The sequence below is a fragment of the Sphingomonas sp. genome (assembly GCF_036388435.1).
GTDB lineage: Bacteria > Pseudomonadota > Alphaproteobacteria > Sphingomonadales > Sphingomonadaceae > Sphingomonas.
In genome coordinates this window covers 84390-98875 of record NZ_DASVRV010000046.1, presented here as the reverse complement: position 1 = coordinate 98875, position 14486 = coordinate 84390, and the positions used below count along the sequence as shown (strand labels likewise).

The window sequence follows — 14486 nt, the reverse complement described above, 5'->3', positions numbered from 1 at the left end:
GCGTAGGCTTAAAGTTTGAACTCGACGCCCGCATAGAAGAAGCGCCCCGTATTCGGATAGATCGCGTCGTTACCCGTTCCGGTCAGCTCGAACGGCGGCAGCTCGTTGCTGGCATTGTCCACGCCCATGTAGAAGCGATATTTGTCGGTCGGGTTCAGCCCGATCCGCACGCTGTGATAGACGATCGGATCGTAGAACACGAACGGACGCGCGTCCGGGTTCAACGCCGGGCGGCCCTGAGACTCGAAGAAGGTCTCGTAGGACAGGCCGGAGGCGATCTGCTTGCCGACATAGCGCGCCTGATAATTGAAGTCGAACAGGCCGGCATTGCCGCCGATCGTCAACTGGCCCTGCCAGTTGGGATCGCCCAGTGTCCCGTTGATCCGGTCGTAGCGGTCAGGCTCGGCGATGTAGCTGTAGGACTCACGATCCATGACGTAGCTGACCACCAGGCGCAGATTGATCCCCAAATCGTCGCGGAACTTGTGCGCATAGCTCGCGTCCACATCGATGCCGCGGTTGCGGAGCTGCGCGAAGTTGAAGGGCTGGTTGATGAAGCCCAACCCGTTACCGGTCAGCGGGAAGGTGAACTGCGACTGATCGATCGTCCGGGTCGTCTGCCCGTTGAAGGTCAGGTTCTCCGCGGGATTGCCGCTGGTACGACGGAAGACGGCATCACAGAAATTGTTGTCGATACCGGTCGGATCATCATAGCAGCGGTTGATGATCGCCTGCCCGGTAAGGCCCGAAATGACGTTCTTCACGCGGATGTTGTAGTAATCGACCGCGATGCTCAGGCCCGGCACGAAGCTCGGCGCGAACACGCCGCCCACGGTGAAGCTGTTGCCCACTTCGGGAACGAGGTCGGGATTGCCCTGGTTGGATCCGGCGATGCCCGACGCCGACTGGTTGGTCCATGGCCGGACCAAAGTAGCACCCGAGGTCGGATCGGCAAAGGTGATGGTGGTGGGAATACCCGCCGCGGCACAGTTGCGCGTACGGTTGGGATTGGCGGTTATGTTGTTGCCGCCGTTCGTCCCTCCGGGCTGATCGCACGGATCGGTCAGACCATTGGCGAAGGTCACCGCCGCCGTGGCGAACAGATTGCTGAGGTTCGGGGCACGAACCGACCGGGAATAAGCGCCACGGAAGCGCAGGCCACGGAAGGGCGAATAGATCGCTCCCGCATTCCACGCCACGACCGAACCGGTCGTACCGCCATAGTCGGATACGCGCCCGGCACCCTCGATGGTCAGTTCGTGGATCAGCGGCAGTTCGCGGAGCAGGGGAAGGCGAAGCTCGCCATAGGCTTCCTTGATCTCCACGGCGGGCGGATCGAAGGTCGATGCCGCGTTCAGGAAGGTCCGGCCCGAAGCCGTCACCGGATCCTGCCCCGAGAACGCGTCCTCGCGGCGATACTCGCCGCCGACCGCGAAGCCGATCGGACCGCCGGGGAGCTCGAAGAACCCCGTCGTGTCTCCTGCGACAAAGGCGGTCGCATTGATCTGCTCGGCCCATTGGTCCCGGGTGGAGGTGTAGAGCACATAATCCGCGGCCCGTGCGTCGAAGTTGCGCTCGCCGAACAGATTGATCGGAACGCAACCTGCGTCGTCGTCCGCCGTGCTGGCATTGGCGTTGACACCGCAGACGACGCGCTGGCCGGTTGAGTTCAACACGAAGTTGCTGCCCGCGAACCCGGCTGGGGCGACCACGGCGTTGGTCGCGCGATTGAACTCGGCGATCAGCACGTTGCCGCCCGTGCGGTAGTAGTTTTCGGTCCGGCCGTAATTGCCGGCGATCTCGTACCGGACATTCCCGCGGTCGCTGATCTCGCCGGACACCCCGATCACGCCGCGATATGTATCGCGCGTGTGGAATTCGGCGCGGGTGCCGAGATCGTTGTTGAAGCGGTTGAGCATGAACGTCGTCGTGCCCGGCGCCAGGATGGTCGCCAGCGTCGAACGCGCGGCGGGGGTCAGGAATGCGTTGTTGACGCTGAAGCTGTTGGTCAGCGTACCGCCGGTGAAGCTCGGCTGCACCGACTGCTGCTCGACCTTGACGCGCGCATAGGTGAACTCGGCGAACGGCTTGAACGCCGAGGTCAGTTCGGCGTTGAGCAGGATGTTGCCGATGAAGCGGTCCTGGGCGGGCACCAACTGCGAGCCCTCGGTGCCCGACGCGGTGCCGCCGAACAGGAAGCCCCCGCCGATGGCGCGATTGTCCGTCAGGCCGGTCGTCGCAGGCGAGTCCCTCAGGAGCGACCCGTCACCACCGAAAAGATAGTTGTTGGCGAGCGCTCCGCCGGTGGGCGAAGTCTGGCCGGTGCAGACCGCCGCCCGCTGGGCCGCGTTTGCGGGCGTCGCCGTGCCGGGGCACGTCGTCACCACGGTGCCGCCGATCGAGCGGTTCCCGAACACGCTGCCGCGCGGCACGAACACGGTGTTCGGGATGCCGTCGAAGTTGCGGTTGGGGGCGGTGGTGATCTGGCTGGTGATGAAAGCCGGCCCGCCGCCATAAGCGCCCAGATAGGGCCGATCCGCGTAGAAGACCGATTCGGCGCGGCTATATTCGGCCGCGACCGTCAGATTGGCCCGGTCGTCCATGAAATTGGCGCCGGTGATGCCGGCGACCAGGTAGGTGCCGCGATCGCCATAGCCGGTCACGCCGCCCTGGGCACGCAGGCGGGTTCCCTCGAAGTCGCGACGCAGGACGAAATTGACGACGCCCGCGATCGCGTCGGAACCGTAGATGGCCGACTGGCCACCGGTAACCACGTCCACGCGCTCGACCAGATCGAAAGGAATGGTGCTGACGTCCGGGGTGTAGCTTCCGGGAACCGCCGTCACGACGCGCCGACCGTTGATCAGCGTCAGGGTGCGAGCGGTGCCCAGCCCGCGAAGATCGAGAAGGCTGAGCCCGGCGGTGCCGATGCTGGCCGTCGAATTGGCCTGGCTGAACGTGGAGCGAAGCTGGGGAAGCTGATTGAGCGCGTCGCCCAGCGACACATCGCCGCGCGTGCCGAGCAGCTCGGCCGCGGAGATCGTGGTCACGGGGATCGCGGCGTCGATGGTGTTGCGGATCGGAATGCGCGACCCGGTGACGACGATGTCCTCTCCGTCCGCCTCGTCCGCGCTGGCAGGATCAAGGTCGGGCTCGTTCGCGACCGGCTGGGTCGGGGAGACCGAGTCATTCTGCGTCGGAGCGGACTGCGGGGCGCTCGTCTGCGCCCAAGCGGCGGGTGCCACCAACAAAGAACCGGCGAGCGCAGTGGCGCCCAGCAAGCGACTTACCATCATTGTGCCTGTGTTCCCTCACGGCCGAGCGGGATGCCCGTTAATGTAAGGGAAAGGTTGTCGGCGCCGATCAGGCAACCGTTTTTGTATCAAATTCATCGATTACAGTCGGTTTCATTACCGGAGTGTTGCAATGCAGCGACAGTTCGCGAACGATTCGGTCAGCGAGCCTCCGCGCCCGTAGCGGGGTGGGATGGTCATCGGGGTGGTCCGTGCCGACGGGCAGCCGTGTCGCTCGAGCGACCGTCCGGGCGACCGCCGCCGCGTGTCATCGGAACGGTCCCGTCAGCATGGCGAGCTTGTTGCGGTGCAACGTCGTTCGGCCTAGGCTCGCGACATTACACCGAAAGGCACGCGATGAAGAAGCAGGGTGCCGGCGACGGCGTCGCCATCGTCAAGAAATACGCCAATCGACGGCTCTATAACACCGAGACCTCGTCCTACATCACGTTGGAGCATCTGGCGGCGATGACGCGCGCGGGGCGGGACTTCAAGGTCGTGGACGCCAAGACCGAGGAGGACATCACCCACAATATCCTCACGCAGATCATCATGGAGGAGGAGAGTCGGGGCGAGACGATGCTTCCCGTCGACTTCCTGCGCCAGCTGATCGCCATGTATGGCGGGTCGATGCATTCGGTGGTGCCGGGCTATCTGGCGGCGTCGCTCGACAGCCTGCGCCGCAACCAGGACCAGCTCCGCTCGGTCGTGGAGGGTGCCTGGGCCGGGTCGCCCTTCGCCGAGCTCGCCCAGCGCAACATGGCGATGTTCGAAGCGGCAACGGCGGCGTTCAAGCCGCCGGTCGCGCGGGCCGCCGGCGCGAGCGCGAAGGACCAGGAGATCGCCGCGCTCAAGGCCGAGCTCCTCCGCCTTCAGGCAAAGGTGGACAAGCTCGCCGGCCCTAGCGGCGCGGCTTGACGAATTTGAGCGTGAAGCGGTCGCTTTCGCCGATCGCGGCATATTTGGCGCGGTCGACGTCCTTGAGCCGGTAGGAGGGCGGCAGCGTCCACACGCCTTCGGGATGGTCGTGGGTGTCGCGCGGATTGGCGTTGACGGGCGATTCGCCCGCGAGCCGGAACCCGGCCTGGGTCGCCAGGCGGACCACGGTGGAGCGCTTGATGTAGCCGCTCGACTTCTCGCGCGCGGTGTCCATGTCCTCGGGCAGGCGGTGGTCGACGACGCCCAGCGTCCCGCCGGGCTTGAGCGCGGCGAAGAAGGTCTTGAACGCATTGCCCGCGACCGCCGCATCGTCCTGCATCAGCAGGTTGTGGACGTTGCGGAAGGTCAGCACGACATCGGCGGTGCCGGGCGCCATCGTCGTGGTCCCCGCGGCCATGTCGACCGTCTCGACGCGCGCCGCGCCGAACTGGGCGGCCTTGCCCGCCAGCATGGTGCGCGTGCGGTCGCCCTGCGCGGTCGGCACCAGCGCGACGTAGCGCCCGCGTTCCTTGACCATCGGTGCCAGGATCTCGGTGTACCAGCCGCCGCCCGGAATGAATTCGACCACCGTGTCGGTCGGCTTCACGCCGAAGAACGCCAGCGTCTCGGCGGGGTGGCGATAGCGGTCGCGCTCGCGGTTCGCCGGGGTGCGTGCGTCGGAAGCGACGGCGGTGGCGATCGCGCCCGTCGGCCGGGTGGACTGGGCGACGGCGCCCGCGGCTCCGACGGCGGCGATGCAGGCGAACGCGACGAAACGGGACATGGGCGAGGCTCCTTTGAAGACGGCCTGAGTCATGCCCGGCGACGGCCGGGCGCGCAACCGCGCCGCTAGTAGAAGCGCCGCAGCGTGAGCGACCGCTCCGCCCCGCCGCAGAGCCGCAGGCGGACCACCCGGCCCGGCTCGCCGATCGTCCACCGGGCGAGCGGGCTGGTCGGATAGGCGGCGGTGACCGCCGCGCCGTCGACCGCGCAGATCAGGTCGCCGTCCTTCCACCCGCTCGCGGCGGCCGGGCCGCTTCGCATCACGTGGAGAACGCGCAGCCGGTCGGGCAGGATGCCCAGCAGCAGCCCGCTGGTCGACCGGGGCGGCGGCGCGGCGGCGGTCGGGCTGGGGCCGAGCACCATGCGCCGCGCGCCGGGATCGAGCAGCACGCGGTAGCGCTGGAGGAATCCCGTGCCGATCCGCCCGGCGACGCCGACGGACTGGGAAAAGCCGTCGGGTCCCTCGATCCGCACCTCGACGTCGCGGGCCTGCAATGCGCCGAGCCCGAGTTCGGGGACCACCGCCAGATCGTGGATCACCGATCCCGCCAGCCCGAACGACAGCGCGGTGGTGGCCGGCAGCGCCGCGAGCCGGGTGGTCTGCCAATCGGCGCGCGTGACGGTGACCGACGACCCGTCGCCCGTGTCGACGATCACCGGGCGGACGCGTCGGCCGCCTAGCGTCAGCTCCGTCTCGTACACCAGCCGCGACGCCGACACGCTCAGCGGAGCCACCGCGCCCCGAAAGGGCAAGCGACCGGAGGGCAGCAGGCGAAAGCGCCTCGCGGCATGGTCGATGTCGAGCGCATAGCGGTCGAGCAGGTCGCGCCCGACGAGCAGGTCGACCCGCTCGGCGCTGCCGGTGGCGAGCGCGGGCAGGGTGGCGACGATCAGGCCGCCGCCGCGCCGTGTGAGGCCCCCCAGTGCCACGGTCGCGGTGGGCACCCATCCGATCGGCACCGCCCCGCCGATGGCGCGGGCTTCTCCGCTCGCCTGGACGCGCGCCGGGTCCAGCCCGGCGAAACCGCGCGACAGGACGGAGTAGCTGACTCCGGTGTCGAGGATCGCGGTCGCGGGCTTGCCGTCCACCGTCATGACGAAGCGGACCTGGTTGCCCGGCGTTAGCTCGAACGCCACCCAGCGCGCCTCCACATCCGCCGCGAGCGCGAAGCGGCCCGGGTCGCGGGTCGCGACCGGAACGGGCGATTGCGCGGCCAGCAGCAGCGGCGCGAGGAGCAGGAGGCGGTACATGCCGCGCCGCTGTAGGGCGCGTGCGCGCGGTGCCCAGCCCGAATCTAGAGGCAGGCTTCCAGATAGGCCTGGTCGAAGCCGAACTGCTTGGCCTTGTCGAGCGTATAGGGGCGCAGGCCCATGGCGCGGTACTCGCCGAGGATCTTGCCGTCGGCGGACTCGTCCATATACTCGAACTTGAAGAGTTCCTGGGTGACGATCACCGGGCCTTCCATGCCGATCACCTCCGTGATGTTGGTGACGCGGCGCGAGCCGTCGCGCAGGCGCTTGACCTGGATGATCAGGTCGACCGAATCGGCGATCTGGCGGCTGATCGCCTCCTTGGGCACCTTGATGTCGGACATCATGACCATGTTCTCCATCCGCGCCAGCGCCTCGCGCGGGGAGTTGGAGTGGAGGGTGCACATCGACCCGTCATGGCCCGTGTTCATCGCCGCCAGCATGTCGAAACATTCCGACCCGCGGATTTCGCCCAGAATGATGCGATCCGGGCGCATACGCAACGCGTTCTTGACGAGGTCGCGGATCGATATCTCGCCCTGACCCTCCAGGTTCGCGGGGCGCGTCTCGAGCGGCAGCCAGTGCGGCTGCTGCAGGCGAAGCTCGGCCGCGTCCTCGATCGTCAGCACGCGCTCGCCCGGGTCGATCATCTTCGACAGGGCGTTGAGCATCGTCGTCTTGCCCGAACCCGTGCCGCCCGAAATGACGATGTTGAACCGGCTGGCGCCCGCGACCTTGAGCGCGGTCGCCATCTTGGGCGACATGCTTCCGAAACCGGCCATCATGTCGAGCGTGATCGGCTTGGCGGAGAATTTTCGGATGGAGATGGCGGTGCCGCGCAAGGAGAGCGGCGGCACGATGACGTTGACGCGGGAGCCGTCCTTGAGGCGCGCATCGGCCAGCGGCGTGGTCTGGTCGACGCGGCGGCCGACCGAGTTGCAGATGCGCTGGGCAATCTGGAACAGATGCTCCTCGTCGCGGAACTGGATGGGGGCGAGCACCAGCTTGCCCTTCTGCTCGATATAGGTCTGCTCCGGCCCGTTGACCATGATGTCCGAGATCGTCGGATCGGCGAGCAGCTCCTCGAGCGGACCCAGGCCGAGCAGCTCGTCGACGAGCACCTTTTCGAGCGCGAACTGCTCGCGCCGGTTGAGCGTCAGCTTGAGCTCGGCGAGCACCTCGCCGATGATCGGGCGGAATTCCTCGGCCAGCTCGTCCTTGCCCAGCGTCGCCGCCGCTTCCGGGTCGACGCGCTCGAGCAGGCGGGGGAGGACCTGTTCCTTGATCTTGTGGATGGAGGTCTCGAACCCTTCCATCTTGCTATTGCCGGCCTCGCCGCTGGCGTTCTGGCGATCGGCGAGCCGCTGCATCGCATCGGGCTGAACGCCCGGCAGCGCGCCCAGGTCCTGATCCGAGCCGCCCGGAAGCGGCACCGAGTCGAGCGACGGGAACTGGTCGCCGCCCTCCGCGTCGGACCGGGCGGCGGGGCCGCTTCCCTGCATCGGCTTGGCGACGCCGAACGCGCTGCGGGACTGTTGCCCACCGCCCATGCCGCCGCGACGTCCAAACGCACTCATGTCAGCCCAATCCTTCCGATCGTCGATCCGGGTTAGGCCCGAAGGCTTTACATTTATCTAACCAAGCCGGGCTGGTGCCCGCGCGCGCGGAACGATAGCCTCCGGACGAAACGGGACGAGGGCAGGGGAACATGCGAGGGATCGCGGCCGGGCTGGCGATGGTGGCGATGGCGATGGCGGCGCCGCCGGCGCGGGCCGAATGGCTGAAGGCGAGCTCGCGTCACTTCACCATCTATTCGAACACCAACATGGCCGAGATCACCGCCCTCGCCACAAGGCTGGAGCGCGTCGACGGCGCGTTGCGCCGCCTTTTCTCGACGGTCGCCACGGAGGACGCCGGCGCCAGCCCCGTGACCGTGTTCGTGGTCGACGATCTGGCCGCGATCCGCCGACTGGTGCGCGCGGGCGGCGTGGCAGGCTTCTATCTCGGCCGCGCGGACGGGGCGGTGGCGTTCACGCCGCGACGGGGCGAAGGTTCGGGGCCGGGGGCGCTGGAGCCGCAGATCGTGCTCTTTCATGAATATGCGCACCATTTCCTCCTCAGCAATTCGTCGGTGGCCTATCCGGCCTGGTTCTCCGAGGGCTATGCGGAATTCGCGGCGACCGCGCGGATCACGGAAGACGCGGTGACGGTCGGTGGCGCGGCGCAACACCGCGCATGGGGATTGTTCGCCCCGAACGAGCTGTCGCTCGAGACCTTGTTCGCGCCGCCGGCCAGGATGTCGCTCCAGCAGCGGGATCAGCTCTACGGCCGGGGCTGGCTGCTCACCCATTATCTCCTCATCGATCCCGCGCGGCAGGCGAGCCTGCGCCGCTACATCGTCGCGCTGAACAGCGGTATCCCCTCGCTGAAGGCGGCGACCGATGCGTTCGGCGACCTGGGGCAATTGAATCGCGATCTCGGTCGATACCTCAACGCCCGCCGCCTGTCCGCCTACATGATTCCTGTCGCCAGCCTCGGGCCGGTGAAGGTCGATGTGCGCCCGTTCACGCCGGGCGAGCGCGCGCTGATCGACATGCGCATGATCTCAACGCGCGGCGTCGACGCCAAGAGCGCGGCGACCCTGTACGCCCGCGCGGTGAAGGCGGCGGCCGCGTATGGCGGCGATGCCGTCGCGCAGGGCTGGCTCGCCGAGATGGCCTATGACGCCGGGCGCGACGACGAGGCGGAGGCCGCCGCCGACCGCGCGCTTGCCGCCGATCCCCGGTCGATCCAGGCGCTGCTCTATAAAGGGCGGGTGCATCTGCGCCGCGCCGCGATCGCCAAGACCCGCGACCCCGCCATCTGGAAGGAGGCACGGTCCTGGGTCGTCAAGGCGAACCGTGTCGATCCGGAGGGCGCCGCGGCGCTGCAGCTATACTATGACAGTTTCGGCATGGAAGGCGCCAAACCCAACAGCAGCGCGGTTGCGGGCCTTCATTACGCCCTGATGCTCGCGCCGCAGGACGAGGCGCTCCGCTTTCGTTCGGCGACACAGCATCTGATCGACGGCAAGCTCGCGGAAGCCCGCCTCGCGCTGCGACCGCTCGCCTTCGATCCGCATGGCGGCGCGGACAACCCCGCCGCCAGGCTCATGGCGCTGATCGACAAGGGGGCGACGGGCCCGGCCGCGCTTGCCGCGCTCACTAAGTCCGAACCGGCACCGGCGCCCTGATTAGCCCCGCTCGCGCTCGCCGAGCGCGCGCTTGCGCTCCAATCCCCAGGCATAGCCGCCCAGTCCGCCGCCGCTGCGCAGCACCCGGTGGCAGGGGACGACCACCGCGATCGGATTGGCGCCGCACGCCGATCCGGCCGCGCGCACTGCCCCCGGATTGCCCGCCGCCGCCGCCAGCTCGCCATAGGTGCGTGTCTCGCCCGGCGGGATGGCCTTGAGCGCCGCCCATACGGCTTCCTGAAACGCGGTGCCGCGCACGTCGAGGGGCAGGTCCCCCACGGTCTCCGACGGGCGTTCGACCAGCGCGACGACGCGTGCCGCCAGCGTCGCCAGTTCGTCGCCGCCGGGGGCGATCGCGGCCCGGGGAAAGCGCCGCGCCAGTTCGTCCGGCGTGTCCTCGAACGCGACGCGGCACAGCCCCCGCTCGGTCGCCGCGACGAGCAGCGGTCCCAGCGTCGTGTCGACGACCACCCACCCGATCGCCACCCCCGCGCCGCCGCCGCGCGACCGCGCCGGCGTCATCCCCAGCCGTGGCGCGGCATTGGCGTAGAAGCCGCTCGGTCCGGCATAGCCGGCCTCGTAGACGGCGTCGGTCACGCTTTCCTCCCTCACGAGCGCCGCGGCGCCGCGCGCCGCCAGCAGGCCGCGCCGATAGGCGGCGGGGCTGACCCCCAATGCCCGCGTGAACAGGCGCTGGAAATGGTGGGGCGCATAGCCGACCCGATCGGCCAGGACCGCCAAAGGCATCGCGTCCGCCGCCCCCTCGATCAGCCTTGCGGCCCGCGCTACCGCCTCCACATCGCGCGCCACCTCGTCGGGCCGGCAGCGCAGGCAGGCGCGATAACCGGCGGCCCGCGCCGCGGCACCGTCGGCGAGCACCTCGACATTCTCCCGTTTCGGCCGGCGCGCGGGGCAGGAGGGCTTGCAGTAGATGCGCGTGGTCCGCACCGCGACGACGAAGCGTCCGTCGGCGGATCGGTCGCGGGCGTCGAAGGCGGCCCAGGCGGCATCGGGGTCGAATGGCTGCGTCATCCGACACCTTTGCCGGACGCGGCGCCCGGGCGCATCCCGGTCCTTGCGATCAAAGCGCCGGACGATCGAAGCGCGGGGCCGCGTCGGCCCGCATTGTTGCAACATCCGCCCCCCCATGCTAGCCGCCCGCCAACTCATGCCGAGGCGCGCTCGCGCGCCCCGTCCGCATGAAACCAAACCTTTTGGTGATACAGGGAATCGAATCGCGTGGAGGCATCCGGCGGTAATCTTGGCGGCGGTAATGTGGGCGGCGATATCCAGGCCAGCCTGGGCGGACGCTATGCCGTCGCTTTGTTCGAACTCGCGCGCGAGTCGAAGTCGATCGACAGCGTCGAGCGCAGCCTGCTCCGCGTCCGCGACACCGTCGCCCAGTCGGAGGATTTCCGCCGCCTGACGATCAGCCCGGTCATCTCGCGCGTCCAGGCCGGCCGCGCGGTCAAGGCGGCCGCCGAGCCGATGGGCATCGACGCGACGACCGCCAATTTCCTGGGCGTGCTCGCCGCCAATCGCCGGTTGGCCGAACTGCCCAGGATCGTCCGCGCCTTCCGCACGCTGGCGTCGCGCCATCGCGGCGAGACCAACGCCGAGGTGACCTCGGCCCATCCGCTCACCGACGAGCAGGTGATCGAGCTGAAGCAGCAGCTCCGCCTGCGCCTGGGTCGCGAAGTCTCCGTCGATCTGCTGGTCGATCCCGAACTGCTGGGCGGGCTTGTCGTCCGCATCGGTTCGCAGATGATCGACAGCTCGATCCGCACCCGTCTGAACACCCTCGCAAACGCGATGAAAGGCTAATCATGGATATCCGCGCCGCCGAGATCTCGGCGATCATCAAGGATCAGATCGCCAATTTCGGCTCGGAGGCGCAGGTCTCCGAGACGGGGCAGGTGCTGTCGGTCGGCGACGGCATCGCGCGCATCTACGGCCTGGACAATGTCCAGGCGGGCGAGATGGTCGAATTCTCCAACGGCGTGCAGGGCATGGCCCTGAACCTGGAGGCCGACAATGTCGGCTGCGTGATCTTCGGCTCGGACGCGCAGATCAAGGAGGGCGATGTCGTCCGTCGCACCGGCACGATCGTCGACGTGCCCGTCGGGCGCGGGCTGCTCGGCCGCGTGGTCGATGGCCTGGGCAATCCGCTGGACGGCAAGGGCCCGATCGTGTCCGACCAGCGCAGCCGCGTCGAGGTCAAGGCGCCGGGCATCATCCCGCGTACCTCGGTCAACGAGCCGATGCAGACCGGCCTCAAGGCGATCGACGCGCTGGTGCCCGTCGGCCGCGGCCAGCGCGAGTTGATCATCGGCGACCGCCAGACCGGCAAGTCGGCGGTCGCGGTCGACGCCTTCATCAACCAGCGCGGCGTCAATGCCGGGACGGACGAGTCGAAGAAGCTCTACTGCGTGTACGTCGCGGTCGGGCAGAAGCGGTCCACCGTCGCCCAGCTCGTCCGCACGCTGGAGGAGAATGGCGCGATGGAATATTCCATCATCGTCGCCGCCACCGCGTCCGATCCCGCGCCGCTCCAGTTCCTGGCGCCCTATACCGGCTGCGCGATGGGCGAGTATTTCCGCGACAACGGGATGCACGCCCTGATCGTCTATGACGACCTCTCCAAGCAGGCGGTCGCTTATCGCCAGATGTCGCTGCTGCTGCGTCGCCCGCCGGGCCGCGAGGCCTATCCCGGCGACGTCTTCTACCTCCACTCGCGCCTGCTCGAGCGCGCGGCCAAGATGAACGACGCGCATGGCGGCGGCTCCTTGACCGCGCTGCCGATCATCGAGACGCAGGCGGGCGACGTGTCGGCGTACATCCCGACCAACGTCATCTCGATCACCGACGGCCAGATCTTCCTGGAAACCGACCTGTTCTTCGCGGGTATTCGCCCGGCGATCAACGTCGGGCTTTCGGTGTCGCGCGTGGGCTCGGCGGCGCAGACCAAGGCGATGAAGAAGGTGTCGGGCTCGATCAAGCTCGAACTGGCCCAATATCGCGAGATGGCGGCGTTCGCGCAGTTCGGCTCCGACCTCGACGCGTCGACCCAGCGTCTGCTGGCGCGGGGCGCGCGGCTGACCGAGCTGCTGAAGCAGGCGCAGTTCAACCCCATGCCCTTCGAGGAGCAGACGGTGTCGATCTTCGCCGGCACGCAAGGCTATCTGGACAAGGTGCCCGTCGAGCGGATCGTCCGCTACGAGGCGGCGATGCTGTCGGACATGCGCGCCAATCATGCGAGCGTTCTGGCCGACATCCGCGACAAGCGTGACCTGTCCAAGGACACGACCGAGGCGCTGAAAGGCGCGCTCGACCAGTTCGCGAAGTCGTTCGCGTAACGTGAAACTCCCTCTCTCCGCTGGGGAGAGGGCAGGGGAGAGAGGCGGTTTTCGTCGTCTTCCCTGAACAGCCCCTCTCCCCGACCCTCTCCCCGATGGGGAGAGGGAGAAGAAGGCGAATATGGCCAGCCTCAAGGCGCTAAAACTCCGCATCGGCTCCGTGAAGTCGACGCAGAAGATCACCAAGGCGATGAAGATGGTCGCCGCTGCCAAGCTGCGCCGCGCGCAGGAGGCGGCGCAGAGCGGGCGCTCCTATGCCGATCGGCTGGAGGCCGTGATGGCCAGCCTCGCGTCCAAGGTCGGGTCGTCGGCCAACGGCCCGCTGCTGCTGTCGGGCACCGGGCGCGACCAGAACCACCTGATCGTCGTCGCTACTTCCGAGCGCGGGCTGGCCGGCGCGTTCAACACCAACATCGTCCGCGCCGCGCGCCGCAAGGCCGAGGAGCTGACCGCTGAAGGAAAGACCGTCCGCTTCCACCTGGCGGGCAAGAAGGGGCGGGTTCTCAAGCGCTTCTACCCGCAAGCCGTCACGGGCGATCACGACCTATCGGGCATCAAGACGGTCGCGTTCGAGAATGCGCAGGGCCTGGCCCAGGACCTGATCGCGCGTTACCAGGCCGGCGAGTTCGACGTCGCGCACCTGTTCTACGCGAAGTTCGTCTCCGCGCTGGTCCAGGAGCCGGTCGGCGTTCAGATCATCCCCGTGCCGCTCGCCTCGATCGTGTCGACCGGAACGACCCCGGCCGCCGATGCCGTCGTCGATTACGAGCCCAGCGAGGAGGCGATCCTGGCCGAGCTGCTGCCGCGCAACGTCGCCGTCCAGCTTTTCCGCGCGCTCCAGGAGAATGCCGCGTCCGAACAGGGCAGCCGCATGAACGCGATGGACAATGCGACGCGCAACGCGGGCGACATGATCAACCGCCTGTCGATCCAATATAACCGTACTCGTCAGGCCGCGATCACCACCGAGCTGGTCGAGATCATCTCGGGCGCCGAGGCGCTCTGATCCGATGCGCGGCGTGGCTATCCTGCTCTGCGCGACGCTCGCGGCTTGCGGGTCGGGCGAGCCCGCGGCCGTGCGCGAGGAGCGTGGCTCGGTGCGCGAGCGCGAGGTGGCGCAGGTCGCGGCCGCGCGGACGCTGTCCGGCTGGGACCGCGTCTTCGCCTCTCCGGCCGAGACGGTGGGGTCGATCAACCAGGCCGGGTTCGGCCTGCCGGACTACGCATCGGCGAAGGTCGGCGCCGCGCACAATGCGGCCGGGATCGACCGGCTGATGTCGCGGTCGACCGCTCCGACGCCGAACATGGCGACCGCCAGCGTGAACGGCTCCGCCGACGATCGCATCGACCAGATCAGCTATGTGCTCAAGCTCGACGATCCCGGGGACGCGGCTACCGCGCGCGCCCGGTTCGCCGGGCTGATCGGTGAGTTCCTGACCCGCGCGAAGTTCGGCGACGCTGCTCCGCTGCTGGATGCGGTCCGCGCGGGACGCTCGGCCGAGGCCGTGATCGGCGGCCAGCGCGCCGCCGTCACCGCCACCTCCAACCGCATCGACGTGACTTTTCTCCGCCCCGCCGCTACCGGCGCTTCGACTAACTCGTAAAAGGCTAGACCCATGGCGACCGCCGCTGAAATGATCCGCTCCGCGCCCG

General features: G+C 68.3%; 11 protein-coding genes. 6 read left to right on the top strand and 5 right to left on the bottom strand.

The genetic code is table 11. The features are described from left to right. Nucleotides 1-8 precede the first annotated feature (8 nt). Nucleotides 9-3296 (bottom strand): TonB-dependent receptor domain-containing protein, encoded by a 3288-nt coding sequence (locus VF592_RS10295; protein ID WP_331005536.1) that lies wholly within the window; start codon nucleotides 3294-3296, stop codon nucleotides 9-11. 354 nt (nucleotides 3297-3650) lie between these two features. On the opposite strand from VF592_RS10295, the gene phaR reads away from it, so the two are divergent. Further along, on the top strand, nucleotides 3651-4211 hold the full coding sequence (phaR, locus tag VF592_RS10290) for a polyhydroxyalkanoate synthesis repressor PhaR (protein WP_331005535.1): 561 nt from the start codon (nucleotides 3651-3653) through the stop codon (nucleotides 4209-4211). Here the strand turns inward: phaR and VF592_RS10285 are convergent. The 3 genes from VF592_RS10285 to VF592_RS10275 all read right to left on the bottom strand — a co-directional run bounded on the left by VF592_RS10285 (nucleotide 4195) and on the right by VF592_RS10275 (nucleotide 7822). Next, nucleotides 4195-4995 carry a methyltransferase gene (locus VF592_RS10285; RefSeq protein WP_331005534.1) on the bottom strand — a complete coding sequence of 267 codons (801 nt, stop codon included), beginning with the start codon at nucleotides 4993-4995 and terminating at the stop codon, nucleotides 4195-4197. The genes phaR and VF592_RS10285 overlap by 17 nt on opposite strands. A gap of 65 nt (nucleotides 4996-5060) precedes the next feature. Then, nucleotides 5061-6245, bottom strand: coding sequence for an aspartyl protease family protein (locus VF592_RS10280; RefSeq protein WP_331005533.1), 1185 nt, complete (start codon nucleotides 6243-6245; stop codon nucleotides 5061-5063). A gap of 44 nt (nucleotides 6246-6289) precedes the next feature. Next, nucleotides 6290-7822, bottom strand: coding sequence for a CpaF family protein (locus VF592_RS10275; protein WP_331005532.1), 1533 nt, complete (start codon nucleotides 7820-7822; stop codon nucleotides 6290-6292). 131 nt (nucleotides 7823-7953) lie between these two features. On the opposite strand from VF592_RS10275, the gene VF592_RS10270 reads away from it, so the two are divergent. Then, complete coding sequence (locus VF592_RS10270) at nucleotides 7954-9477, top strand: hypothetical protein (protein WP_331005531.1); 1524 nt, start codon at nucleotides 7954-7956, stop codon at nucleotides 9475-9477. On the opposite strand, the gene VF592_RS10265 is transcribed toward VF592_RS10270, so the two are convergent. Next, nucleotides 9478-10509: a methylated-DNA--[protein]-cysteine S-methyltransferase gene (locus VF592_RS10265; RefSeq protein WP_331005530.1), complete on the bottom strand. Its 1032-nt coding sequence runs from the start codon at nucleotides 10507-10509 to the stop codon at nucleotides 9478-9480. It lies immediately after the preceding gene. Between the two features lie 207 nt (nucleotides 10510-10716). Here VF592_RS10265 and VF592_RS10260 point away from each other — a divergent pair, with 207 nt between their 5' ends. The 4 genes from VF592_RS10260 (at nucleotide 10717) to VF592_RS10245 (ending at nucleotide 14437) form a co-directional block, all read left to right on the top strand. Further along, the gene (locus VF592_RS10260) at nucleotides 10717-11301 is read left to right on the top strand and encodes a F0F1 ATP synthase subunit delta (protein ID WP_414714203.1); all 585 of its coding nucleotides are present in this window, start codon (nucleotides 10717-10719) and stop codon (nucleotides 11299-11301) included. Between the two features lie 2 nt (nucleotides 11302-11303). After that, nucleotides 11304-12833, top strand: coding sequence for a F0F1 ATP synthase subunit alpha (atpA, locus tag VF592_RS10255; RefSeq protein ID WP_331005529.1), 1530 nt, complete (start codon nucleotides 11304-11306; stop codon nucleotides 12831-12833). Nucleotides 12834-12954: 121 nt separating this feature from the next. Next, nucleotides 12955-13839 (top strand): F0F1 ATP synthase subunit gamma, encoded by an 885-nt coding sequence (locus VF592_RS10250; protein WP_331005528.1) that lies wholly within the window; start codon nucleotides 12955-12957, stop codon nucleotides 13837-13839. A gap of 4 nt (nucleotides 13840-13843) precedes the next feature. Then, a complete protein-coding gene (locus tag VF592_RS10245; protein ID WP_331005527.1) occupies nucleotides 13844-14437 on the top strand; it encodes a DUF6030 family protein in 594 nt (197 codons plus the stop codon). Nucleotides 14438-14486 lie beyond the last annotated feature (49 nt).